The sequence below is a fragment of the Martinezella rhizogenes genome (assembly GCF_027460065.1).
Classification (GTDB): Bacteria; Pseudomonadota; Alphaproteobacteria; order Rhizobiales; family Rhizobiaceae; genus Agrobacterium; species Agrobacterium rhizogenes_C.
Genome location: NZ_JAPYZZ010000028.1, coordinates 1 through 24570 on the forward strand (window position 1 = coordinate 1; position 24570 = coordinate 24570).

A 24570-nucleotide genomic window follows, 5' to 3' on the forward strand; every position below is an offset into this window, starting at 1 on the left:
GGTAGGCCCAACAACGTCACCGATGCCCGTACCATCGATCCCGCGCCGCGCCAGAAGCCGCCAATAATCGTTTTGGGTGGCAGGCAAAACAGGCGGCGGGTTTCCGGCCGGAACAGCACTCTTGGCGAGCCACGTTGAGCCATTATCGAGAACCGCATCGCGGATCGCGTAGGCGCTGATGGTGCTATAAACGCCCGCATCAGTGATGCCGGTAGCGCCGGTATCGCCTTTCGGCCCGACCGGGCCGGAAAGATAGAACGGCACAGACCAATCCCCATCGGTCGAGCTGCGCTTGATGAAGATAGCCGTTCGGCCCTCGCCGGCATTAGCAACAAGAACAGAGAAGCCTTTGGCCTCGCTGCTGAAGAGGTTGCGGCCGGCGATATCGTCCGCGTCAGCATCGTAATCGACGCCTTGAACAAGGCTAGAACGCTGGATGACGGTCGCAGTGTCAGGCCCGGTAAACAGGATCAAGCTATCTTCTGCTGGCACCAGCCCCGAGACGGCCGCCAGAGACGGATTATTGAGCCTTTGCAGGTAGAGCGCCAGCGCGTCCGCATTGGCCGACTGCTGCCGGCTGTAGGACATATCGCGCACGATAGCGTAATTGTACGTCCCGCTTGCGCCTGTCCACTTGATGGCGGCCGTCATTTTCGTGTTGGTGATCGGATGCAGGTTTGCACCGTCGCTGTCGTCGGGCAGGATAGGGAGCGGTGCGCCGCCTTCCGCTTCAACAAACACCGTGCCGCCGACAATGAGCGCGACTTTCCAGCCAGTGTCATTGCCGACGATGTCCGCTGACCCTTGGACAAGGGTCACGGTTCCGTCCTTATAAAGAGCGGTCATGATTAATCTTTCCGTGGAATGCCGAGGATGTAATAGCGCAGCCCCTGAAGGCTGTTATCGAACTCGTAGGAGATGCGCCCGTTATCGAAGTCGGAGAAGTTGTTGTAATAGGCCCGGACAGGCAGGCCCCGGTAAGTGTGAAAAACGGCGTGGTTGGCGTAGAGATCGGCATAGGTGCAATCGCCGGCCATTGTCTGCGGCAGTGGCGACGGAATCCGGTCAATGCCGATCATCGAGACGTAAGGCGCGCGAACGCGCTTGTTCCATGACGAAAGGCCATCACCGCCGCCCCCGTGCACGGTCATGAACTTGACCATCGGAAACACGCCGTCGCCATTGAAATTGACCTGATAGGTCTGGTGGCCGTCGCCAGAAACCGGCAAGTACCCCTCGGCCAGCATTTGCAGGCAAGGCCAACGACTATCGAGGGCGATATCTGCAAATGATGGATTGTTGCTCGACCCCGGCCGCAGGAATTGGACGACGTTCTGGCCATTCCAATTGAACTGCCGCAACACTTCGTTGTCGCCAGCCGTGGGCGGGGATTCATCAAAGGCGATGACGATGAAACGCGCCCGGCAGGGTCTGTCCGCATTGTTGAACCTGATCCTGCTGCCTTCAAACCAGTATTCAGCGCCGTAAGGCGTGGCCGAGGGAGAGGCTGGAAACGAGATCGTGCCGCCATCATAATAATGCACGTCCGCAACCGTGCCGTAGGGAATGCCGATCCCGATTTCGTAATCGGTAACGCCAACCGGCAGGTAGATGTCATCGGCCGCGATAATCTTCGCCGGGTTGTTGGAGCTGTCGAAGGCAATCTGCGTCAGGCTCGCCACGTTCACGTCATAGCCGGGCTTTGCGACCCGCACGCCATCCTTGCTGATCTGGATGGACTGCTGGCCGGGAACCGGCGCTTTAGGCTGGCCGTCAAGAATGGCCGTGTTGTCGCCGGGGAGGCGCCAGATGACAACCGCCTTCCTGAAATACTCAAACGTGCCAACCTGCGCGTACATGCTTTGGGTATAAATGCCCGTCATGGTGCCGGCTGAGGGAACGCCATCGGTGCGGAAATTCTCCAGCCAGCCCATTTCCGGGCCGGCCGAGGATGTCCATTTCGTCCCGCGCTGCTGGTATCCGGTCATGGAGCTTTTGCGCACCATCTCCCCGATAAACCGGCCGTTCGAAATCCGGATGCTTTTGATATCGAACAGCGGGAAACCGTAAGGCAGGTTCGGAAAATAGCCGTGCCGGAAAAACTTGTGCTGGCTGTAGGCACCGCTCCCCGAGGAACTAAACGAGTGAAACGTGTAGTTCGACGGCCCCGTGCCGGGCGGATGATAGACAGAGCCAGGTTGATCGGGAATGATCCAAGTGAACGTTACTTTGACATCAGCCGACCATTTGGAATTGTAGAAAAAGGCCCCGACTTGGCCGTCCGGCGTTGTCACCGGATCGAAGTTGCCTTTGGTGATTTTCACGCAAGGCACCCCGGCATAGTCGAGGCCGATAAGCGTTTGTGTCATGAGCGTATCACTATGGTTCCGGCGCTTAGATTGATCTGCATTTTGCCGTTCGGGCTTTGCAGCAGACCGGCGTTGACCGTGCCGATATTGGCAACCGCCAGACGCACGCCGTTCTGATCGAACACAACGATTTGCTGCCCGCCTTGCCCGTTTTCATCTACGAAAATGGTGCGATTGGCGGACAGAATGTTTTCAGTTTTGAGGACGCCGTTTTCCATGAAGACGCGCAGGATAAGAGCGGCAAGCGCCGCCTGTTCGCCCTTGCGCGCCCGGGCGGCGATTTCCACGCGGGAGAGAACATCACCTGTCGTTTGGGCCGTCATGGAAAGATAGCCATCGGCCAGAACGTCGCCCATCTCGGCGCGGACACCATCCACGCGACGAGCCATTGCGCCGATCTGCGTTGCCCGCACTTCGCTTTCACGAATGATGGAGGCAATGGAGTTGCCGAGCTGGGCGCGCATGGCCTGCCGTTCGAGCTGGGCCACCGTGTCGGTGGTCGAGGTGACCATCGAAACGCTATCGACCTGTTGCCACAGATTATCGATATCGGCTTGCAGCCCTAACAGGCGGTCGGAAATGTCTTTCCGTACCTGTCCCAGCCCGATTTCGAGATCCGCGTTACCGCCGTCCAGAGAACGCACCGTGATTGGCTGCGTCCAGCTTGTCGGCCGATCCGCGACGAACTTGTAACGGAACTGGTAATCCGACAGGCTCAGAACGCCTTCCTGCAAGAGCGCCACAAGCTTGTCAGCCGTGACGGTGCGCGGAACGACGTTCTGCGGCTCGCTTTTCAGCCAGTATTCAAAATCGATGGCGCGAATGGTTACGTCTTCGATTTTCGCCCATGACAGGCGGAAGGCAGGATAGCTGCGGCCGTCAGCGCCGACGCCGAGAACCGGCGTAACTGCGAAGTCTTGCAGCTCGTTGAGGTAAATCGGCTGATCGTTCGGGATTGGAATGGTCGGCGGAATGACGCCCACGGCCTTATAGATGAGGCCGTTGCGCTCTTGCAGCGACAGGGCCACGTTTCGGGGCCCGTCACTATCAAGCGCCGAGATCGAGCGGCCTTGCACCATGTAGACGCCACGCCGCTTTTCGTTCCGGCTGTCCCAAAATACCCAATCACCCGCCTTGATATCTCGGAAGCCCGGCCGAAGGACAACTTCCGCCGTCGCCTCGTATCGGTTTTCGTTGAAATAGATGCTGGCGAGCTGGTTTGCCTGCCCCTTGGAAAATACCATGCCGAAACTGAGCGGAACGTCGCGGCCGCGCCGGTCAATCGCCACTATGGCCGCGCTGGTTTGCACGTCATAGCCAGCAGGTGACCACATGTTTCCCGGCTCGTGATAGGTGCCGGAAACCGCGTTGACGAGATCGCCCATTGAGCGACGCTTGCGGAAGCGGACCTTTTCGCCGCGCACAAGATCGTCGTCGGTAAAGGTGGCAACAATCGGCTGTTCCGAGCCGATGATCGGCCATGACCCTTCAACGCCATCAACAACCGTGCCGCCACACGACAACATGAGCGCGTCTATATTGTCGCCGTGATCGAGATCGGCATCGAGCAGTATCGAGCAACGATAACGCCGGCCGTAGTCTACGAATTCATCACAGAGATTGGCGGCCATCACATAGCGGTCGAAAGGCAGATCGAACGCCGGCATATCCATGCCGAGGAACAGATCACCGTTCCACGAAAAGCCCCGGCGATAGTTGTAATCCATAATGACCGGGTTTTCCGTATACTCGTAAGTCGAGTAGTCGCCCCAGCGATGGTTGCCGTTTCCGCCAATGCTCGAATCCTTGCGGAAATCGTAGAGGCGAGCGCCACGCAGCTCGAAAAAGAAGTCGGGAAACTGATTTAGCTTCTCCTGATCGTAAATCAGCTCGACTTTCAGCCAGCAGATACCGACGCCGATATGATCTTGCGTCCAGCGGCCGACAGGGTTGCTATGCGCGATCATCGCGCCATCGGCGGCCGTCTGCGTTCCATCGTAGAACGTGAAGAACATCCGGCCGGCATAGTCACCGGTCGCCACCTCATACCGCTTGTTATCGGCTGTCGTCAGATTGAGCTGCGAGCCGCCCGCCCAAATCCGTACAAGGCCATCGCACGGGAAATCTGAGAACACGTAGACCTGCTCAAGATTGCGGTTCGCCTGTTCCCATGTGTTGACGTAGCAATCGTGGCCGGCGAGTGCGACAGGGCCGCAGGCAGCTTTGCGGCTGACGTTCTCGCCATAGTCCCGGTCGAACTTCGTGCCGGCTGCTGCGGCCTGCGCTTTCTTCGCCCGGCGTTCCTCCATCTTTGAAACGATGAGGTTGAGGCCGAGGCCGACAAGCATCTTGCCGAGGCCGGTTCCGAGGATACCGCCAACGAAAGAAACGACAGGTGCGAGGAAGCCCATTATTCCACCCTGAATGCCGCTGTCACGTAATAGACAGGCACAAATTCGACCGGCCCGCCGTGGGCGCGTGTCGCAAATCCGATTGAGGTAAAGACGCCGCCTGAAAACCGGCCGTCGCGTTCAATCACGCCGATATCGCCACGCTGGGCCATGACAGGCGGGATTTCCGAAAAGGCGGCCGCGAACGCCTCTTTGACGTTCGCAAAGCCATGCTTGCGCAGCTGCTTGGCTGCGCCGGCTTCTGTCGTATAATTGCGGCCCTTCGGATGCATGAAGGAACCACGCACTGCCTCGACTGCATCATCCGGCAGGATGTAACAGTCGGAAACGCCCCATTCGCTGGGCAAGTCTTGATGCCGCGCCACAACCGCATTGAGGCGCGCTTCCCATCCAGATTGTCGCATGTGATTTCCTACTTGGATGAAGCCAAGCGGCCCCAAAACACTTCGGTTCGGCCGGCCTTGCCGGCGTGCTCAAAGAACCTGTCGCCCGGTGCGCGCCGCTGCTGATCTGCAACCGAGCGCACGCGGCCGTTCTTGCGACTGTAATCGAGCTGGCGGCCTTCGCATTGCGCCGTCAGCACATAGCCGTTCTCGTCTTCGTCATGGTCGATGGTATCGAGATAACCACGCGCCACAGCCTCGACCTGTAGCAGCTCGCGCGTGTCCGGATGGAAATGCGCGTCGAAGATCGTAACCGGCGTATCCCGGTATTCTTCATCTTCGATCTGCTGGAGAATTTCCGGCGTGAGGCCATCATCAGGGCTGGCCGCAAGTGTCAGCGTAAAAGAGCTGCTGGCGTTCGTTCCGTTGCCATCTTCAAGGCCAGACACCTTGATTAGGCCGAACTCGATATACGTCACACCCTGCCAGACGAGTGGCGAGCGGTCAGAAATGAAGCCGTAAACGCCGGATGGGAACTGAAATCGCAGCATCTGCCGCGTGCTGATGCGCCCCTCATTGTAGAGGGCCTTTACTTCTGGAGACATCATCTGCCGTCATTCCTGAAGCTTGAAGGAAACAACATAACGCCCATTGGCTTCAGGAGCCGAAAAGCTGCCGGGAACCGGCCGCATGATGAGCGGGATTTTAGCAAACCGGACAATTGCCCCAGCCTGCGCAACGGCCCTGTATGGTGGCGGCTCGACCGTAATCGTCCGCGTCGTACCAGCGCCGGAAACCTCGACGACTTTCCCGAGATAGGTGCGGGTCAGAAATTCGAGGCCGATCAGGTCGGTATCATCGAGACCAAGATCGGGTGACACACCAGTGACGGACAGAACATTTCCGTCCGTCACTGAGGCCAGCAACCCTTCGTCCTCGGCAGGAGCATGATTTTGCCAATGCGCTTTCGGGTAGCAGACGCGAGGATGCCGAAAGATGACACCCTTTGCCCGCGTCCCGCCACGAAGGGAAAGCCACCACGATTCCAGAGAGGATTTCTCGGAGAACGTGAGCGGCTTTGTGACAAAGGATGCCGACCATGATGGTTCGGCAACCTGCGAATAGTTGGTGAGCTTGCCGCGTGTGGCCGAGGCGGTCACGCCATCGTCAAGCGTCAGATCGGCCGTTGTGAAAACCACATTCGGCAGCTCACGCGGAAAGGTTAGGGCCATTAGATGATCCGCCTTTTCTGTCCATCTTTAATGATTTTGTAGACTTGGCTCGGCAACTGCGCGTCTCGTTCGCGAGCGAACGCCATAAGTTTGGCGTCCGTCTCTTCGTTTCCGCTTGCCTGAATGGTCGTTCGGGCATCAACGGTCGTGTTTCCCGAGCGGGAGGCGTTCATCGCTGCGACTTTCGGAATTCGCGGAGCGGATACCGCCCCTACCGCACCGCCGTCCGCGTAACCCTTCAGGCCCCTGCGCATGGCATCCATCGCCGCAGGACCGCCAGCCCGGCGAACGGAGTCCGCATCAAAGACATATTCGCCTTTGTGAACGACGCCGGCGGGTTGATACTTTCCACCAGCACCCGTGTAGCCGCCGTCCGCAAAGCCAAGCCCCTTGAAGATATTGGACAGCCACCCACCGCTCCCCGTTGCCTTCGAACCTCCAAACATCGAATCGAACGCGCTGTTCAGAAAAAGGTCAGAAAGCTTGCCGGCGAGATTTGAGAGGGCTTCGCTGAGGCTGGTTGTGCCTTTTATGACATCCACGAAACCCGTTTTGGCAGTGTCGTAGAATTCTTGAGAGGCGCTTTCCGCCCGCTGCTGGGCTTCTTCAAGCTCTCGAAGAACGTCTGACTGCTTTGCATACGCCTCAGATGCGGCGTTGATTTTGGCAATGTGATCTGGCGTCAGCTGTGCATTCTGCCAGTCCGCAACACCTTTTTTCCTCGCCTCTTCGCGAACATCCCGCAAAGCCTGCTGTTCCAGGTCGAGCGCCATGCGCCGCTTTTCCTGCACGTAGAAGCTTTGACCGACGATCTGCTGTTCTTGGATAAGCGCGGCGGTCCTGTCCTTCACCGCCTGAATATCTTCCGAAAAACGATCATCGGCGGTTTTCTTTGGGGCTTTGGCTTTCCCGGTTGCTTCCCCGAGATCACCAATACCCCCACCAAAACCGGCAGTATTTTGCGTCGGCTTTTCCTTGCCGCTGGCGTAGGATTCGAACTTGGAGTTTATGCCCTCAAGGTCGGAAAGCTGCTTATCAAGCGCGTCGATAAGCGCCTGCCGATCCCTAACCAGCGGGCTTTCGGAAACCGTGTTCTGAACATCGGTTGCCTGCGGCGTCGGCAACAGCGACATGGAAGGGTCAACTTCCTGTTGGATGATTGATGCTGCAAGCTCCCTTTCCGCCTTGGCGCGCTGCAAGGCCGCTTTCGCAGCCTCAATATCCGCAACAATCTTTGTACGGGTAGAAGCCACCGCCTCGGAATTTGCGTAGTCCAGATTCTGGATTTCAAACCCGAGTGCTTTGACAGTTTCGCCATGTGCTTTTGCAGCTCGCTGAGCGTCCGTGTTGGCATCGTACATCTGGTACAGAGCATAGGCCGCCAGAAGCGCCGCACCTGCCGGCCCGCCGACAAGCGCCAAAGCGCCGCCGAATGCACGCATAGCGCCGGCAGACACGGTTGCAACGATGCCGGTATTGGCAATAGCGGCGTTTGCGGCCGCAGTGGTCAATACCACTTTCGAGTTTGCGGCAGTCAGCGCGGTCCGCGCCGCAAGCATGTCTCTTGACGCCTTCTGCACACTCAACCCGAGAGCCGCACCATTCCTTGCCGCGAGCAAGGCCGTTTCAGCATATCGCAGGTTCGCGGCCGCTGCGGCCTGCTTTGCCTGTGCTGCCGCAAGCGCGCTTCGTGCCGTCTCGACAGAGGCCGCGCGTTCCGCGAGCTGGGCGGATGCGAGTTTGTAGGTGGCGGCCACCGCACCATTTACGGCGTTGCCGGCATAGTTCACCAGCAAAGCGCCGGAAAGAATAATGACGGCATCCGCCACCGCGCCGATGTTATCGGACAGGAGGCCCATGACATCACCAATCTTGCCGGATGCGCCAACCGATGAATCAGCGCTACCGACATATTGCGTGATTTCGTTTTTCAGGCGCGTGAAGCTGTCACCAATGGTGGCGTTTGTGGCCTGAAACTGCGCTTCAATGGGCTTTTGAGCAGCAAGGATTGCCTTGAAAACCCGGTCCGAGGTCAACTTTCCTTCCGCGCCCAACTCCTTCAGGCCGGCAATCGTCGTCTTGAATTCCTTGGCGATGGCATCTGCAAGGATAGGCGCGTTCTCTCTAAGAGATCGCAGTTCATCACCTTGAAGGACGCCAGAGCCTAGCGCCTGTCCCAACTGCATGATACCGGCCGCCTGCTCTTGCGCCGACGCGCCGCCCGCCTTGAAGGCTTTCGCAACCGTGCTTGTCGCCGTCGCAATTTCTTGCTCGTTTTTGGCAACGTTCGAGGATGAACGAAGAAGGCGGGCATAGAGGTCGGCATAATCCGTGATCGAAGCGCGGGCTTCGATTGCGCCTCGGTTCAGCTCCGAGAGAGGCCGTGCGGAAACCCCCATGGACTGTGCGGCCGCATTGATCTTATTCCCGGCTTCCGTCCATGCATCCGCATAGCCCGCAACCTCGGAAACACTTAGAGCGGTTCCGATGCCGGCCACCGAACCCAAGAGGATATTGCGGAAAGAGGCCGAAATGTTCTGGTTCATTTTCTGGAAGCGGCTTTCGATAGCCTGCGCGTTCCGGTTAACGATACCAACATTGCGGTTCATCGCGTTCTGGAATTGGCGAAAGTCCGCCGACAGCTGGACGACAAGCCGCTCGATGTCTGTTGTTGCCATTTTTGATTTCGTCCTGATATCTAAGCAGCGTTGCAAACAGGGGAGAGGCAGCGCGTGAAGCTGAAGCAGCGGTTCACCCGAGTTGGAAAATTTGGCCTGCTCTTTTTCGTAGCAGGCCCAATTATTTCGTACGGGATGAGGGAGTGGCTTATTGCCTATCTGAAATCACTGAGGGGAACCGGGCTAACCGAGGTTCCAGACGTGACGCTGTACCACGCCGTCATCATCGCCGGCGTGGTCATGTTCCTTGCGTCCATCCCGATGATGATCGCCGGTCGAGAGTATGAAGGGACGAATGAACCGGAAGATAACGGACTATGGCGATAGCCCCTCCCCTTCCTGTATCCAATCCCACAATTCATCGACCTCTTGAGTGGTCAAGCTGCCATCGTCCGTGGAATGAGCTTCAACGTACCCATCCACAGCCGCCATGAAAGCCCAAACGGACATCTCGTCACATTCGGCCGGGGTGAACCCCATCACCGCGCCTGTCCCGTATATCGCGGCAATTCTCAGCTTTCCGTTTGGGAGAGCGTCGAGCTGTTTTCCTTTGGAATTGCCGCGTCGGCCTCCCCCACGGCCTCATCCGGCGCACCCATAAGAGCCGCCGCAAGTATACCCTGGGCGGGCAACAGATTGTCCATTGGCGGGAAAGCCTCGACGTAGGCGCGCGTCTTTTTCAAAGCGTCAACGGCCGTCATCCCGCCGCCTATAAGGCCAAGGCGGATAACATTGCTGATATCCTCAATTTGCCATGCCCCGGTCTGGAGACGCTGCAGGATGACATAAGGGCCAGCATCACATTTTTCCTGAAGCTCTATCAGCTGCCCCCAAGCGAGACGGAACGTATACGTTCCGTCTCCCCAATCCAGCTCAATGCGGGCACTACGCATCAGCCACCGGCCGGCGTGACAACACGCGTCATCTTGCCGTCACTCTGCATGGAGACGTTGTTGGTAGCGCGGCGGCCGTTGTTCGCCCCGACTTCCAGCGTTTCCACATGCATTTTCCCGGTCCATGTGATCGTTTTGGCGGGAAATTCCATTTCGACTTTCGCCGGAATCGAGTCCACGCTCTCCCAAGCGTCCAGCCAAGTTTCGACGCTTTCAGCTGCCAGAACGCCTTCGCCGTTGATCGACATGGACAAAGAAACAGCATCGCGACCAAGCCAGTCCACTTCATCGGGATTGTCACAGTCGGGAATCTGCTGTTCCTCAAGCCCCTTGCTAAAGGAAATGGAGCGCTGGGAAAAACCGCAGGGCGCGGAATATACGATAGGGTTCGCGGCGTTTCCGAGAAGCACGCGAATTTTGCCCCCCTTGATGGTGGTTGGCTGCGCCATTGAATGGCCTCCTGTTCGATGTGATTAGTGGTTTTCGACCCCGGCTCGAAAGGTCATGACGATCTGCGTCGTCAGGCCATCAGGCGCGCGAATATCCCGCCGCCCCTCGAACTCGAAATAAACGAGCGCGTTATCGGCAAGGGCAAGACTTTGCTCGTGAAGTCCGGCCTTGATCGCCTTGGCGATTTTTCGACCTTCGGCAAAACCCGGATCACGCGACCATGCATCAATCTGGATAAACAGCTCCGAAGCGTCGATGCAGTCAAAATCCTCGGGAACGTCCTGAGTAGGACCGAAGGAAATATAGGGGAACTCGGCCGTGATTTTGCCGGCCTCCATTGGAACCCGGTCATATACCCGGTTGCCGACAAGCGCGGTAACGGCCGCGTCTGCGCGTAGAGTGGAAACAATTGCGACTTGCAATTCGTGAGTAGCGTCTAGTGTCATGATCCTTCCGCCACTTTCTTGATTGCCTGCCGGGTGGCGCGGCGTACAGCACGAACCGCCCGCCTTTTGTTGGAGCGCCAAGACACATAGAAGAACGGCTGGGCTGTCGTTCCGGGGTGCTGTGTGCCGGCGAACATGCCGCCGTTTTCATGCCGCGCGGTCCCAAACTCGACCCACCGAGCATAGAATGCCTCGCTGTTGCCGGCGTAAATCGTGAGCGTCATATCGTCCGAAGCCGTGGCCTTGACCTTGGCGAGAACCATCGACCCTTTTGGAGCCTTTCCCCATGTCCAGCCGATGCTGTCACGCAACGTCCCATCATCGACCGGCACAAGGCTTTTCATCATCGCCACAATGCGATCCGCCTGCCGTTCCATGGCAACCCTGATACGGTCTTTCGCAACGGCCGGCAGTTGCACGAGTTTGCGCTTCAGGCGGTCGAGGTTCCGAATTTTCGTCATCCGTCAGCAACCCCGCTCTGACAAAGGAAATCGAGCCAAAGGCGGTCGCGCGTTCGGGTTATTTCACGAATGTTATACGAGACACCTGACCGGACATCCCGGACGCGCCAATCGGCGTTAACTTCCAGAGTTTTCCGGGAGGCACGCACGTAAACAATTTGGTTTTGCTGCCCCTGTAGGCGGCCGGCCAAGACGGCCTCACCTCCACGCAATGGCGTAAAACCGGCCCTCACCTGAAACTTTTCCACCCAATTTCCGACTGTGACGCCATCGCCCCTGTCGACTTCCTCTCGGACGTCGAAAGCAACGCAATGGAACAAATCACCCGCTGATCTGGTCGCCGCCATCTGAAACCGCCTTTTTCGCTGGCCTAGTTCGGCCGCCAATCCAGACCGCTTTCCCGGCCGCTACCGCCTTCATGGCGCAATCTTTTTTTACGGTGCCTTCCCAGCCGGCTTTGTACTCGACCGTCACGGCGCGAACCGGCTTGTAATCAAAGTCCGAAATGAATCTGACGCTTGCCATCATGCACCTATCGATAGACGCGGTACGGCTGCAAAAGCGCATCGACCGCAAAAGGGAGATTGGTAACGTCCGCGCCGACGACTACGGCCTCGCGGTTCCGATACCAGTGAGCCACCAGCAGCAGCACGGCGAACCGGATAGGTTCGGGAACGTCGCTAACGAAAGCGCCGTCGTTATTCTTGCGGGCGCACCCGACTTTGAAGCGAATGAGGACGTTATCCCCGCGCCCGGAAACAAACGGCCATGAGCCTGAAACCGGGTAGACCCCGCCGATATCGGTTTCGTAATCCAAGGCTGGCAGCGTCTGATAGGTGCCATCCGCCCCTCGATATTGGATCGAGATCACGTCAAGCACTGGCGGAAACGGCAATGGAATGCCCCCGCACTCGCTTGAATAGAAGTCCTGCACGGCCAATTCCAGCGTCTGGATACCGAGGGCGCGGCCGAGCCAACCAGTCGGGCCATCAATCCATGTCGTGGCCGCAAGGATAAGGCCCTCAACAAAAGGCTCATCTTCTTCCGGCAAATCGGCCAGATGCCGGCGAGCGTCATCGAGCGACACAATCGGTTCCGGCTTTTCCACGACACGGATATCAGGGTTCATTATTTGCCGTCCTTCTTGCCGGCTGATTTCTTGCCGGTTTCGTTGCTCGAACCATCATCCGCAGGCGTCACGCCATCCTTGCTGTCGAGCGCGGAAAGCTGCTGTTCAAAAATGGCGATGGCGGCGTCTTTTGCCTTGATGGCGTTTTCGAGACCGGGGATTTTCCCCAGTTCTTCGGCCTGCTTATCGAGCTGCGTACGCAGATCGACGATTGTGGCGTCACGATCCGCAACGGTTTGCACAAGCGTGGCGTTTTCGGCTGTCAGCTCGTCCAGCTTGTCGGCCAGAGCGCGCCCGGCTTTCTGGTTTTCCGCCTCGGCAGCCTTGGCCGCTTCGGCGTCTGCGAGCGCTTTTGCCTCGCGCTCTTCTTTGGCCTGCCTTTCGGCTTTTTCGTCGTATTCGACGTAAAGGCCAGATGCGACAAGCGCCTTAGCTTCTGACTTGTCTTCAGGCTCGATAAGATCGTCACGGCGAACATTACCGTATTTTCCAAAGCTACTGCGTACTGCTTTCAATTTCATGGTTCTTCTCCATCGGTTCACAGAGCGGGCGGCCGAAGCCGCCCGCCTTCGTGAGCCGATGCAATCAGGCTGCAAGTGCGGTCGTGAAGTCGCCCGTCACCAGAGCGCCGGGACGCTTGACGGCGAGTGCCAGGCGCTTTTCCGCGCGGACGGTCAACATGTTCTTGACGAAGTTGTCGCGGTCTTCCGAGGAAATAGCGACTTCGGTATCCATGCGGTCCCAAACCTTGGCGGCCATGCCGAAAGCGCCGACAAGGAAATCGTCCTGATCCATCGCGGCGGTCGAAACCACCGGGCGGCCCCAGAGCTGCGGCCCCATCATCTGGACGATGGAGGCGAACAGATAGCGCTTTTCGCCATCCTTCATCAGCTCGATATCAGCCCAATCGACGGGATTGAGAACGATGCCGTCAGCCGGGTACTCGGCAAGCGACGCCTGAAGGATGGCAAGGCGAAGGACATCGACCTTGTTCTTGCTTTCGATGGTGATGCCAACAGGGGCAAGAAACGCGGTTGCCTGCGGAACAAGACCATGAAGGTTCTGACCCGTGCCGTCGCCCTTGAGGATCTGAGCTTCCTCGACAAAGTCGAGGCCATAACGCAGCTCGCCGTCAATTTCGCTCTGGAGCTGGGGAATATCGTCCATGGCCTGACGCGACACAGGAATCCAGTGAGCGATGGTGCGAACGTTCGCGTCGGCCGGTTCGTATACCAGATTGGATTCCGGCTTCATCTGGCCTTCCGCGACTGCGGCGGCCGCAAGAACGCGCTGCTTCAACCGCGCGTATTCGACGCTGTTTTGCGTGGTGCGACCCTGCTGCAAGAGCTGACGAATGAAGAGCTGACGGCGTGGCAGGCCGACAATTTCCGTGTCACGCTGCGGCGTCACCAGCGCGCCGGCCGAGCCGGTCGAGGTGGTGATAGCGTTATTGAGCGTGACGACAACCGCGCCCTTGGAGCCGTTTTCAACGAACTGCTTGACGCTATTGTGTTCCGCCACCATCTGGCCGAGGGATTTCGGCTCGTCCTGACCGCCACCACGGCGCGTCGCAAGGCGCTGCTCCAGATCGGTATTGCGGGTTGAAAGCTGTTCAACCTTTTCCGTCAGCTTGTCGTGGGCGTCGGAAAGCTTGGACTGCGTCAGCAGCAGCTTGTCCGCCTGCTGCTTCAGTTCGTCTGTCACCGTTCCAGACTGCTTTGCCTGTTTCAAGGCTTCCTCGGCCGTCTGCTTTACGCCGTCCGTCACTTCCTTCAGGCTGTTCTTGACATCAGCCAGAAGCTTTTCGATGTTCTGCGCCTCGTTACGGACAGAGCCGATGATAGAGCCGGGGACGGATGCCATCAGCAACGCGGCCGGAAAGGACGGCATGGATGCTTTGCGCATTGCCGGGTGCGCCCCGACAAGGGCAATCATCGCCATGGTGGGCGCGGGTGCTGCGCTGGATGCCATGGCGTGAAACATGTGGCCGGTCGAAGGCGCGGCGAACAGGGCGGCAGCGAAGAAGGCAAGCGCGATCGCTCCGCAAACAATTGCGAATTTTTTCATGGTTTTTTCCTCTTTGTCCGAGCCTGTCAGGCGGACTTTTTGAATGCGTTGATTGTTGAAAGGAGGTCTTCGACCCCGGACAGAACAGCAGCGTCTTGCTTGCTGGTTAGGGCAGCGTCCTGCTTGCCCCCTTTCAGCGCCTGAATGAGCTCACGCCGCTGAGATCGCGACATGTTCAATTGGGCGAGAAGATTGTCGATCTGATGCGCGGCTACGACCGCTTTGCCGTTCGCGGAGTTTTCCGGCGCTGCGGCAACCTCGTCAGCAGAGAGAAGCGTATCCGCAAAACCTTTGTCCACGGCTTCCGCGCCCCCGATCCATGTTTCTCGGTCGAGCATCTTGGCGACCTCGGCGCTATCCATGCCGGAGCGCGCCACATAGATATCCACGGCCGCCGCGTCGAACGGCTCCAGAAAATCCGCAACCTCGCGCAGCTGGTGGCGGTCGCCAGAGGCAACCACCCACGCGTTATGGATCATCAGGAACCCGGCGCGGGCGATCTGGATTTCATCACCGGCCATGGCGATGACGGACGCGGCCGAGGCGGCAACCCCGAGGATTTTCACTGTCACCTTGCCCTTGTGTTCGCGCAGGGTGTTGTAGATCGCCAGCCCCTCGAAATAGTTGCCGCCCGGCGAATTGATGTTGACGACAACATCCTTGTTGCCGATGGCGCGAAGAGCGGCGGCAATCCGTTTTGCCGTCACACCTTCACCCCAATAATCCGCCCCGATGACATCGAGAATGGAGATCGTGTTGTCCTCGGACTCGGCAGCCTGCCGGATATCCGGGTTCCATGTCTCCAGCGCGCGGGCCGTGACCTTGGATTGCAGCCCCGGCCGAACGCCGATTGCCGCGCTGGGAAGTGCACGAAGTGTCATGCTGCCGCCTTCTCTGTTTCAGTTTGGAGCCATGCGCGCATTGCGGCGCGGGCCGCGTTTCCGTCACTTGCCGCACCCAGCGCCTTCAATGGCGCCAGATTTGTTTGCGCGGTCAGCTCATCGCCGCCTTCGACGCGCGGAAGGTTGAGCTTTGCGCGGCCTTCGTTGCGGGTCATCAAGCCGTTTTGCGTCATGGTCGAGAGGAAGGCGGCCTTTGCCGCGCTATCCATCTGCAAGAGCGCTTCGCGGTTGAACTCGGCATAGCGGCGGCGATTGCCGGTAGGCCGAATAAGCTGCTTTTTGATCCGCGCCTCGATCCTGTCGCAGAGCGGATCAATGCCGAGCGTCAGCCATGCCAGGAGGATTTGCTCAACGCCACTGCCCCACATGGTCTGTCCCTGCGCAGCATGGCCGATGATGATTGGCGGCACCCCGAACCAGCGGCAAATTTCCTCGACGGTAAAGCGCTTGTTCTCAAGCATCTGCGCATCGACAGGCGAGAGCGAAAGCCGGTCATATTTCAGGCCGGCTTCAAGGATCATCAGCTTGCCGGCATTGGACGAGCCAACAAACTTTTCCATGATCTTGCCGAGGTCTTCACGCTGCTTTGCGTCCAGAACCTTATCCGAAGATAGAACGCCGCTGGCCTGCAATCCCTTTCCGAACAATCGGCCGGCCGCCTCATCAATGGCAATCGCGGAACCGAACGCCTGAGAGCCGAACCGGATCGGCGACAAGCCAACGTCGCCGCCGAACCCGAAGCCTTTCAGGTGAAACACCTTGTCGCGCGGCAGCACTTCTGTCTTGCCGCGATCATTGAAGGCATATTTCAAGACGTTTTCCGCGTCTCGGATCGGCTCGCAATGGGTGCTTGGCAACGGCTGCAAAGCGCTCAAACGGGTGCCGATTTCGACCTTTTCCGCATACCCGTTCCCGGTTGTCATCATCCACGCGACCATGGTTTCCCAAAATTCGAGTGGCGTTTGATCTTCGTTCGGGCTGTCGCACAACACTTCGACAAGACTATCGTCGGTGTCGATTTTCACGCGGTCGTCATTGCCGCGTTTCTCGTAAATCGAAAGCGGAAGACAGGAAACCGCCTGCGCCGTCAGTCGAACACATGACCAGACCGTGGCGAGCTGCATGGCGGTGTTGAGCGTCACAGTCTTGCCGGCATGATTGCTCATACCGAACGCGGCGGCCCAGCCGGCACCCTCCTTCAGGTTCAACCGCTGTTGTTTGGCAATCAGCTGGTCTTGCGACATGTTGGATGGCGCGGTGGCGCTGCCCCGCTTCTTTTTCCCGGCCATTAAACACCTACCATCACGGGGTTAGAGAGGAAGTCGTCAAGGTTTTCGCCGGGCCGCTCGCGGCAGAAGGCCATTCCAACGGCCATGGCTGTCGAAACCATGCCGTCAATTCGGCCGAAGGCGTTTTCCTTGTCGAACATGCGATGCCCGGTTCTGTTTTCGGCATAGACGACGCTGGCCGCGCAAGAATCGAGCATTGGGTTTGGATCAATCTGGATGCGTTCCTCGTAGAGAACGTTTTCCAGCATGTTGATGCTGTGCGGCATCCAGAGATAGATTTCCTGATGACCTTCCGGCGCATCTTCGTCACGCTCAAGAACACGCTTCTGGAAGCCCTGCGGATGAATTGTGGTCGGCAGCGAAACGCCATCTTCGGCCAGATGCTCTTGCAGCTGTTCAAGTCCGTACTGGTCGCAACCGATTTCCACCGGGCCGTACTTGGCGCAGATTGTCGCAATCGCTTCCGCCAGCCATGAATATTTCAGCCGCTGGCCCGGAACGGCCTCGATATGACCTTGTTGGCTCCAAGTCACATAGGGCGCTTGGTCGGTGTTCGCTCGATCTGCAAGCGTATCTTCCGGCGTCCAGAACCAAGTTTTTGACACGAATTTCTCCGCGTCCTTGGTCTTGTCGAGAACCCAAATCAGGGTGAGCGCCGTGAAATCTCGCGTTCTGGACAGGTCAAGCCCGCCGTAGCACGGATAGCCCTTCTTAACCAGCTCGGCCAGATCAATACGCTTCTGGCACTTCATCCAAGCTTCGCGCTTGATCGCGGCATTGACCGATTGCGTCCACTCGCAGAAATGCAGGCGGGCGATGGTGTTTCGCTTGCCCGGCATTTTCTGCGCCATGGCAACGCGGCCCGCCAGATATGCCTCATCAATCGTGGATCCGAGAAGCGGGTTGACCTTCACCCAGCAAGAAGGATCATTTTCCCAATCATCGCCTTCATCGAGCGAGCAGACGAATGTGAATTCGGTATCGTCCTCGACAATGCCGGCGGCGACGTTGACCGCGTGTTGATGCTCCTCCCAGCAGATCGATTTACGATCCGAACCGGAGTTTGTCGCCATGACGAGGAGCGGTTGGTCGCGGAACTTGAAACCAGCTTCCAGCAGGTCAATTGTGTCGCGGTTACGATGTTCGTGAACCTCGTCACACAGGCCGCAATGCGGACGCGGGCCAGACTGGCCAGCATCGGCCGAGATCGCGCGGAAATAGCGCTTGTCACCCTTCTTGCCGACATAGGTAATCTGCCAGACCGGGTTTTCGCCTTGCGTCGTCGTCCGCTGCGAGAGCTTTGCGGACTGGTCGCGCATCGAAACCGCATCTTTGAACAAGACCATTGCTTGGTCTTTTTTGGATGCGGCCGCGTAGACTTCCGCGCCGGCCTCGCCGTCGCTCATCAGCATGTAAAGACCGATACCGGCCAGCATCGGGGATTTGCCGTTCCCCTTGCCCTCTTCATCGTAAAAACGCCTGAAACGACGAAGACCGGTATCGGCCCACTTCCAACCGAACAGCGAACCGATGCGGAACGCTTGGCTTGGATGCGGGATAAACTTCTTTCCCTGAAACTTGCCGTCCTTCAGGCGAAGGTTGCGGCCGAACCAGTCAATGACCTTCTTTGCCGCGTCAACGTCCCAAAATAGGCCGCGCGCCGGGCCGTCGCGAAGGTCGCGGAGATGGCGGGCGCACTGGTTGCGGACATGCGGGCCGGCCACGATGTTGCCGAGCAGGACATCCGCCGCCCATGCCGTTACCGGGTCCGCGTCATAATCGGGAGCCGGGATTTCATCGACAGGAAACAGGTCAATCGAAGTCGTCGCCGTCATCGTCAAAATTGAAACCCATCTGGCCAGACGCTTGCAGGCCCCGTTCGGCGGCCGGCGTCATGCCGAAATCACTGGCGAGGGAGCGGATTTGCCGCCATGTCTCGTTGTACTGGCTGACTTCCGGCAGGTTCTTTATCTGGACGCCGTTCCGCGTCTCGCTTTCGTAGGTCTCGCCGGCGTCGAGCTTGAGCCGCAATCGTTCGTGGCGCTCAATCGTCCAGCAAAGCTGCTCGAACATGTAGGCGTTCGATTCCGTCAGGCGGTTCTTGCGAGGATCGCAGAGAGGGAGCGCGATCCGGTCCCAAATGGCAGAAACCGTGAACGGAAGGCCTTCCGGTTTCAGTTCGCGAGATCGTTGCGCCGCTCTGGCCTCGAAATTCGCGCCTTTTGCCTCGCCGTTTTCGGTCATAGGCACGACATTTTCAGACGCAGGCTTACGGCCCTTCATGGTCTAACCCTCTGATAAAAGTGGCTTTTTGTCTCCAATTTCCACTTTCTGCAAAGAAATGGTGGACGCCGGTGTGCGGTCGAGGTGCCTTTTGACTTTTGACCCCCCCTCCCCCTCCCGTGACATTTTTGCAACGTTTCGGCCTCGGCCTTGATCGGCGGGCCTGTCAGCGGTTTGCGGGGTGTCGCGGGTCCATTGGCCAGCCATCCAAGCCGGTCGCGGTCGAGAACCCGCGATGTTCTTCGGCCTGCTTTGTCGCATCGTGGTGCGTCTTGCACAGCGACTGGAAAGGCCCATTCCAAAACTTGTCGGGGTTGCCGTTGTGTCGCTCGACGTGGTCGCAGACCGTGGCAACAGTGATGCGGCCTTGCAGCCGGCACATACGGCAAAGTGGTTCAATCGTCAGCTGATGCTTGCGGGTACGTTTCCAACGCGCAAGCTGATACCAGCCGCGCCACTCGCGCGCCTCGTCTGATCGTTGATCTTTGCCCATAACCTAGAATGCAAAAAGGCGACCGGGTTAGGGTCGCCTCTTAAACATAGCTATCGCACTGGCCTTGTCTCTGTGCCTCATGAGCGAGGCCGGCAAGGCTGGGTTCCGAACCGCCTGTTCCCTGTGACCGTTCCGGTCAACTCTGGCAGCGTCTGGCGCTGGCATATGAGGGTGGCGAATCCGAAGTGTCCGTTAGCGAATGACTCTCACAGCTTTTTCAGAAATGCAAGAGCCATAGTGACGTCACCCATTCCACCCCCGAACGCCTCGACCCTTACCCGCGCCCGAGGCGTGCGACCGCTCATGACTTGGACAACAATGCATTCATGGCCAGCGAAATGACCGTGGGTGATAGTCGCCCTGCTGCCCTGCCCGATTGTCCTGTCGACAGGCATACGGGAAACTTCGTTCCTGTCGGAAATCCCTTTCAAAACAGCCACATCGACATCGCGCACAATGTGGTAACAAGCATCGCGACCGACAAAACCAAAGACGCTTTTTTGCTTTAGCAGGCCCTGAAAAGCGGCGGCTGAAGGAACAATCCTAACGAGCGCATAGCCGGGCAGCAGCACGCTTTTGCCTTCGATTTTCTGCCCTTTCTTGATCGTCACCCAGCTTTCCTGCGGCACAAAAATTTCAACGCCGGCATCAGAAATTCTTTTTTCCACAGCGAACTCATGACCGCCATGCACAGCCAAACAATACCATCGCGCCTCCTTTTCGCGCTCTGCGACCACCTTTGCGGACGCGGCCGAGAGCTGCGCCATCGACAGGCGAAGCGCCCTCGTCATTCTGTTTTTCGACCATTGCGACGGCTCGACACCATCACCGGCACAAGCCCCCGCCCGCGCCCCTGAAACCTTGTTTGGCATTCAATCAAACCTTGCTGATAAGCGTTGTGAAATTTTCCATCGCGGCATCAACGGCCGCGTTGAGATCGGTAATGCCGAGGTCAACCGCTGGGAGCGGAACGTAATTCGGCGTGAAGGTGAAGAACGGCCAGCCGCGCCGGTCATGCAGCCGCGCCCACGCCGCGAACAAATCGCTGTCGCGCTTGACGGATTTTAACTCTCCGGACAGCTCCTCCAGGACGGCCGGGCAGAGGTATGGTTTGCCCGCCCGCATATCTGCCATCATTTCGTTGACGGCCGGCCAGCCGTGGGCCGCAAGCTTTTCCCGGCGCGTCTCGTCCTCGGTTTTCATGCCGTTGGCGATGCGACCGCGATCAAATGCCGTGATGACAATTGAGCCGGTCGGCGGCTGGAGAAGCATGGAAAACCGCGTCGTCATCCATAGCGGGCTGAAAGACTTTGCCTCGATCATTTCCGGCTTGGCAGCCGTTACGGTCGAAGGCAACTTTTCCCAAGCCCTGTCACGCAGGATGTTTGCCGGGCTAGGCATTGCACCCTTGCCGATCCACCGAACATAGGCCGGCGTCAACCGGATGCACTCTCGGCGCTCACTGTCCGAAAGTTTCAACCACTCCGCACGCGCCGAAGCATCGCTATGGTTCTCATAGCCCGGTATCGACGGGAGCCACCTGAGGAACTGGCGACGGATTTTCACCCGATCCAACACGCTCCGCGCCCCCGCGCCTGCGTTCTTTTCTGGAGAGTTATTTGGAGAGGTTTGTGGAGAGGTATTATACGTGGGGAAATCCACGCCATCTAGGGAGGGAACATCGCCCCCACTGCCGGGTAAATACTCCCCATCTGTCACCAGCGCGGAACCATCAAATTCCGGACTTGGAATCCCGGTTTCGTTATGGCCGTCAGGCCAGCGCGCGACATAAGCCTTGCGAGCATGTTGCGGGCCGCTAAACCCGGCCGATTCAACGACCAGCCAGCCCCGGTTTTCAGCTAACGACAGGTGTTCCCGCACGGTTTTCCGGTCGCGGCCGCTCTTTTGGGACACGTCCGAGACGGACGGAAAGCAGCTATCGCCGTTTTCACCCATGAATTCGGACAGAACGCGGAGAATATCGCGTGTCGTCGCCGGCAGGTCGGATTCCCCGATTGCCCGCCGCCAGCGCCACACTCTGGACGATTGTTTTTGTGGCCTACTCATCGCGGCGCACCCCCTTTCCATTCGCGAAAATCTTTGTCGAGCCGCCGCCACGCATCGCGCGCACGGCCGGGCTTGTTCAGGTCTTTCTTGGATTCGAAATTCAGGATCGATTTCAGCCGGGTGTCAGCGGCCGTCTTGTCGCGCACGGGACCACCTGCCCCGCGCGTTTCCAAGAAACGCCAGAATGTCGGATTTGAGATCCCGATAGAGGCGGCCGTGGTATAGTCAGGGCCAGAGGCCGCAGCCTTGAGTTTCGCTATCGTTCTCGCCGCCCGTTCGCCCACGCTTAGGAACAGCATCAGCAGCTCGACCGCGCGGCCGACAAGATCAATCTCGTATTTGATCGCGGCCGGATGGAATGTGGCGATGACAATCATTTCGCCGTCCGAGGACCGCGCGCTAATCAGGTGCACGCCGGTATCGTCGGTTTCCAAAAACCAACGGTCGCCCCGCAGCCGTTCCGCGATGTATCGGAGCTTGGCGACAAACTCGTGTTCCGTTTCCTGCTGGTCAGCCATTTGCCATCCCTTCCAGCTGGAGGGAGCGATTGGCAGGCAGCAATTTTTCAACGGGCATGTAGTCTTGCCAGTCAACGCGGCGAACGATGGTCTGAAAACCATACGTGCCATCGTCCTGCATTTCCCAAACGAACCACGCCGTATTCATTCGGCTGCTGGCAATGTTGCCGTCCCAGCCGTCACGGTGCATCATCGGAAGGCGGCGCTTGAACTGATAGATGCGGGCGGGTGGGCAGGCATCCAGAACAAAATTGCGGTCCTCGTCAGCGAAGCCGGAATAGGCGTTCCAATTGAGAAGCAACGCCATTTTGCGAGGCCGATGAACGCGCAGCGCGTGGGCGATGAATGCATTCATGAACCCGCCATAAGGTGGGTTTGTCACAATGTCATAGGAGCCAAAGTCTGCCGGCTGCGAGGCCATAAAGTCCCGAACGTCTTGCTTGCTGCCTTCCCTGTTGGTCGTGCCGTAATCGTAAAGATCGGACAGCACTACACCATAGTTGAACGCTTCCAACATGCGGACAATGGCCCCGCGACCGCAGGCAGGCTCAATGACGGTTGACGAGAATTCTTCCAGAGCCAGCAGCGTGAACATTGCTTCAGGTGGCGTCTCGTACAGGTTCGGCCCGCGCTCTTCTTTGGTGGCGCTAGCAGTTCCAACAGCCGCCCGAAGGTTCGACCTGGGCGGCTCGATGACCGCTGGCGCTGAAACAGCGGGCGGTTCATTTGTTTTCAGCTGCCCGAGATAGGCTGCGACCTTTTCAATATGCTCCCTGCTCTCGACGGCCTTCAGGACAAGTTTCATTTCAGAAATGTTGTCCCGTTCCGGCATGAACATTGTCTGGATTGGCTTGCGGCGCTCTTTTCCATCCGCACCCACTGTCCGCTCAAACTGGGGAATTTCCCCGGTTACTTCCAGCCGGGTGCGAACGCCGGCGACCGTCTTATGATCGACGCCCAGCTTAGCCGCGATAGCGCGGTTCGAGGCCGAAGGCGTGTCCTTGAGCTGATCCTGAATTGCCTTCTGCTTTTGCTTCGTATCGAGGTGACGCCGGGCGAAGTTGATCGAACGGGCGAAAGATCGCTTTTCTTCCTCTGATAAACCCTTGCGAACGAAGCGCGGCCACTCGGTAATGCCGAGAGATTTGCAGATGGCAACGCGATGATGACCGTCGAGGATATGACCGTTTTCGTCATACTCGACCGGCACCAAGACTCCGTTTTTCTCAATCGATTCCCGCAAGGCGTCGAAATCGTCTTTCGAGAGCGGGTCGAGAACCTGATAGATGCCGTTTGCCGCCTCTTGGAGAGCATCGAGAACCAGCCCCGTCATCGCGCGCCCCCTGCCCGGCTGGGCCTGTGTGGATCGTGCTCGATAAGGATTTCAGCGCACCGCTTTGGCGAGACGCCACGGCCGAGCCGTTTCTCGGCGGCCTGCGGATGAATTTGAAAAGCCGCGCTGGCGAGAGCGCGGCGAACAACTGCCGGAAGAGCGTCAAAGCGGGCCATGGTTGCGGCCTTATCTGCGACTGGCGGCGGATAAAGGGAGCGCTTGCCCATCAGTGAACCCCCATCATCTTTCGCAGATAGGCTTGCCCGCGCGCAGTCAGAAGAACCACTGTGCAGCGGCTTTCTTCACGAACGAGAATATACCCGACCTTTTCGCAGGCCTCCGCGCACTTACGGTCATGAAGCCGGACTAGCTGGATGCGTCCGCCAGCGTTTTTCACCATGCGGAGGAACGCCCTGTCGCGGTCGGAAATCGGGCGCTCTATGAGCGGCTGGACAAGGTGAGCAGAAGGCGGACGAACGTTCATAGTCAGCCCTCCCCGAGATTTGCGGCCAGTTCGTTCAGCTCGCGCTGCAAATCCGCAATTTCGATTTTGATTTTCTTCCGGTCAGCCTCGCAGATGCGGCCATCGGCGCGGGCCGACTGGATGGCGCGGACGAGGTCCATGGCCTCGCTCATGATATCGACGGCATCGCCATCGGTAACACGCCGCGCGCCGGGCAAGCCGCTCTTTGGGACGAGATGAAAGCCGAGAATTTCGGCCATCTTGCCGGTTATGACCGGATGCTTTGCGGCGGTGTCGAGATCAATGGCGACATCAACAGGCATGAATAGCTCATGATGCTCGGCACTGGACGAGCCGTACCGGGTTAGCATCGAGCCATTAACGCGCGTCATGTAAGCGACAAGTTTAGTGCCGCCAGCGAGTTTAAGGCCGACTTCAACGGCGCGTTTCAGTCCCGCATAGGCTTCTTCGGAAAAGGGGCGCATCAGACCTCCAGAGAGATTGCAATGAATAATTTCAGGCAAAAGATTCAGTGAACGGCAGACGCCCGCGCGATAACTTGCCGGTCAGATTGTCGAAGCTCTCAGGGGAGCCAGTACGCAGATGACACAGAGAACAGCGCGCCGGGTTTCGCTCGACTACCCAAGATGCCAAGCGAACCCGGCGCGGATCGCAGCAGGCCGAGAGGATTGGCCGCGCGAAA

At 58.3% G+C, this 24570-nt stretch carries 27 protein-coding genes and 1 pseudogene; 3 read left to right on the forward strand and 25 right to left on the reverse strand.

The genetic code is table 11. The features are described from left to right. The 7 genes and pseudogenes from O8B93_RS25990 to O8B93_RS26020 form a co-directional block, all read right to left on the reverse strand. Positions 1-846: pseudogene (locus tag O8B93_RS25990) on the reverse strand (hypothetical protein); the annotation flags it as partial. 2 nt (positions 847-848) lie between these two features. After that, positions 849-2369: a hypothetical protein gene (locus O8B93_RS25995; protein WP_269712772.1), complete on the reverse strand. Its 1521-nt coding sequence runs from the start codon at positions 2367-2369 to the stop codon at positions 849-851. Continuing rightward, positions 2366-4780 (reverse strand): phage tail protein, encoded by a 2415-nt coding sequence (locus tag O8B93_RS26000; protein ID WP_269712773.1) that lies wholly within the window; start codon positions 4778-4780, stop codon positions 2366-2368. Before O8B93_RS26000 ends, O8B93_RS25995 begins: the two co-directional genes overlap by 4 nt. Continuing rightward, entirely contained in the window at positions 4780-5184 is a 405-nt protein-coding gene (locus tag O8B93_RS26005) for a DUF6950 family protein (RefSeq protein WP_269712774.1), read from the reverse strand. Before O8B93_RS26005 ends, O8B93_RS26000 begins: the two co-directional genes overlap by 1 nt. A gap of 8 nt (positions 5185-5192) precedes the next feature. Next, complete coding sequence (locus O8B93_RS26010; RefSeq protein WP_269712776.1) at positions 5193-5771, reverse strand: DUF2163 domain-containing protein; 579 nt, start codon at positions 5769-5771, stop codon at positions 5193-5195. A 6-nt stretch (positions 5772-5777) separates the two neighbouring features. Continuing rightward, positions 5778-6395, reverse strand: a complete 618-nt coding sequence (locus O8B93_RS26015; protein WP_269712777.1) for a hypothetical protein — start codon at positions 6393-6395, stop codon at positions 5778-5780. After that, entirely contained in the window at positions 6395-9109 is a 2715-nt protein-coding gene (locus O8B93_RS26020; protein WP_269712779.1) for a tape measure protein, read from the reverse strand. Before O8B93_RS26020 ends, O8B93_RS26015 begins: the two co-directional genes overlap by 1 nt. Before the next feature lie 18 nt (positions 9110-9127). Here O8B93_RS26020 and O8B93_RS26025 point away from each other — a divergent pair, with 18 nt between their 5' ends. Continuing rightward, entirely contained in the window at positions 9128-9400 is a 273-nt protein-coding gene (locus O8B93_RS26025; RefSeq protein ID WP_269712780.1) for a hypothetical protein, read from the forward strand. Between the two features lie 185 nt (positions 9401-9585). Here O8B93_RS26025 and O8B93_RS26030 read toward each other — a convergent pair whose 3' ends face one another. From O8B93_RS26030 to O8B93_RS26090, 13 genes are all read right to left on the reverse strand, one after another. Then, positions 9586-9966: a gene transfer agent family protein gene (locus O8B93_RS26030; protein ID WP_269712781.1), complete on the reverse strand. Its 381-nt coding sequence runs from the start codon at positions 9964-9966 to the stop codon at positions 9586-9588. Further along, entirely contained in the window at positions 9966-10415 is a 450-nt protein-coding gene (locus O8B93_RS26035) for a phage tail tube protein (RefSeq protein WP_269712782.1), read from the reverse strand. Before O8B93_RS26035 ends, O8B93_RS26030 begins: the two co-directional genes overlap by 1 nt. Positions 10416-10439: 24 nt before the next feature. Then, positions 10440-10862 (reverse strand): DUF3168 domain-containing protein, encoded by a 423-nt coding sequence (locus O8B93_RS26040; RefSeq protein WP_269712783.1) that lies wholly within the window; start codon positions 10860-10862, stop codon positions 10440-10442. Then, positions 10859-11323 (reverse strand): HK97-gp10 family putative phage morphogenesis protein, encoded by a 465-nt coding sequence (locus O8B93_RS26045; protein ID WP_269712785.1) that lies wholly within the window; start codon positions 11321-11323, stop codon positions 10859-10861. The genes O8B93_RS26040 and O8B93_RS26045 overlap by 4 nt, the downstream gene beginning before the upstream one ends. Next, the gene (locus O8B93_RS26050; RefSeq protein WP_269712786.1) at positions 11320-11670 is read right to left on the reverse strand and encodes a phage head closure protein; all 351 of its coding nucleotides are present in this window, start codon (positions 11668-11670) and stop codon (positions 11320-11322) included. The genes O8B93_RS26045 and O8B93_RS26050 overlap by 4 nt, the downstream gene beginning before the upstream one ends. Then, entirely contained in the window at positions 11645-11851 is a 207-nt protein-coding gene (locus O8B93_RS26055; protein ID WP_269712788.1) for a hypothetical protein, read from the reverse strand. Before O8B93_RS26055 ends, O8B93_RS26050 begins: the two co-directional genes overlap by 26 nt. Positions 11852-11855: 4 nt before the next feature. Next, the gene (locus O8B93_RS26060; RefSeq protein ID WP_269712790.1) at positions 11856-12452 is read right to left on the reverse strand and encodes a head-tail connector protein; all 597 of its coding nucleotides are present in this window, start codon (positions 12450-12452) and stop codon (positions 11856-11858) included. Beyond that, positions 12452-12973, reverse strand: a complete 522-nt coding sequence (locus tag O8B93_RS26065) for a hypothetical protein (protein ID WP_269712791.1) — start codon at positions 12971-12973, stop codon at positions 12452-12454. Before O8B93_RS26065 ends, O8B93_RS26060 begins: the two co-directional genes overlap by 1 nt. Before the next feature lie 64 nt (positions 12974-13037). Continuing rightward, positions 13038-14519 (reverse strand): phage major capsid protein, encoded by a 1482-nt coding sequence (locus O8B93_RS26070; protein WP_269712792.1) that lies wholly within the window; start codon positions 14517-14519, stop codon positions 13038-13040. 26 nt (positions 14520-14545) lie between these two features. Continuing rightward, positions 14546-15400 carry a head maturation protease, ClpP-related gene (locus tag O8B93_RS26075; protein ID WP_269712794.1) on the reverse strand — a complete coding sequence of 285 codons (855 nt, stop codon included), beginning with the start codon at positions 15398-15400 and terminating at the stop codon, positions 14546-14548. Then, a complete protein-coding gene (locus tag O8B93_RS26080; protein ID WP_269712796.1) occupies positions 15397-16710 on the reverse strand; it encodes a phage portal protein in 1314 nt (437 codons plus the stop codon). Before O8B93_RS26080 ends, O8B93_RS26075 begins: the two co-directional genes overlap by 4 nt. Next, positions 16710-18545, reverse strand: coding sequence for a terminase large subunit (locus tag O8B93_RS26085; protein WP_269712798.1), 1836 nt, complete (start codon positions 18543-18545; stop codon positions 16710-16712). The genes O8B93_RS26080 and O8B93_RS26085 overlap by 1 nt, the downstream gene beginning before the upstream one ends. After that, on the reverse strand, positions 18523-18993 hold the full coding sequence (locus tag O8B93_RS26090; RefSeq protein ID WP_269712799.1) for a P27 family phage terminase small subunit: 471 nt from the start codon (positions 18991-18993) through the stop codon (positions 18523-18525). Before O8B93_RS26090 ends, O8B93_RS26085 begins: the two co-directional genes overlap by 23 nt. 235 nt (positions 18994-19228) lie before the next feature. Between O8B93_RS26090 and O8B93_RS26095 the strand changes: the two genes are divergently transcribed. After that, positions 19229-19468, forward strand: coding sequence for a hypothetical protein (locus tag O8B93_RS26095; RefSeq protein ID WP_269712800.1), 240 nt, complete (start codon positions 19229-19231; stop codon positions 19466-19468). A gap of 224 nt (positions 19469-19692) precedes the next feature. Here O8B93_RS26095 and nusG read toward each other — a convergent pair whose 3' ends face one another. The 4 genes from nusG to O8B93_RS26115 are packed head-to-tail and all read right to left on the reverse strand — an operon-like array spanning position 19693 to position 23404. Continuing rightward, positions 19693-20358, reverse strand: a complete 666-nt coding sequence (gene nusG, locus O8B93_RS26100; RefSeq protein ID WP_269712801.1) for a transcription termination/antitermination protein NusG — start codon at positions 20356-20358, stop codon at positions 19693-19695. A 4-nt stretch (positions 20359-20362) separates the two neighbouring features. After that, positions 20363-21553: a helix-turn-helix domain-containing protein gene (locus O8B93_RS26105; protein ID WP_269712803.1), complete on the reverse strand. Its 1191-nt coding sequence runs from the start codon at positions 21551-21553 to the stop codon at positions 20363-20365. Further along, on the reverse strand, positions 21550-22071 hold the full coding sequence (locus O8B93_RS26110) for a hypothetical protein (RefSeq protein WP_269712804.1): 522 nt from the start codon (positions 22069-22071) through the stop codon (positions 21550-21552). The genes O8B93_RS26105 and O8B93_RS26110 overlap by 4 nt, the downstream gene beginning before the upstream one ends. Then, positions 22064-23404, reverse strand: coding sequence for a ParB N-terminal domain-containing protein (locus O8B93_RS26115; RefSeq protein WP_269712806.1), 1341 nt, complete (start codon positions 23402-23404; stop codon positions 22064-22066). Before O8B93_RS26115 ends, O8B93_RS26110 begins: the two co-directional genes overlap by 8 nt. Before the next feature lie 26 nt (positions 23405-23430). Between O8B93_RS26115 and O8B93_RS26120 the strand changes: the two genes are divergently transcribed. Then, positions 23431-23637 carry a hypothetical protein gene (locus tag O8B93_RS26120; protein ID WP_269712808.1) on the forward strand — a complete coding sequence of 69 codons (207 nt, stop codon included), beginning with the start codon at positions 23431-23433 and terminating at the stop codon, positions 23635-23637. 253 nt (positions 23638-23890) lie between these two features. Here O8B93_RS26120 and O8B93_RS26125 read toward each other — a convergent pair whose 3' ends face one another. Beyond that, positions 23891-24352: a phage regulatory CII family protein gene (locus O8B93_RS26125; RefSeq protein WP_269712810.1), complete on the reverse strand. Its 462-nt coding sequence runs from the start codon at positions 24350-24352 to the stop codon at positions 23891-23893. Positions 24353-24570: the final 218 nt, after the last annotated feature.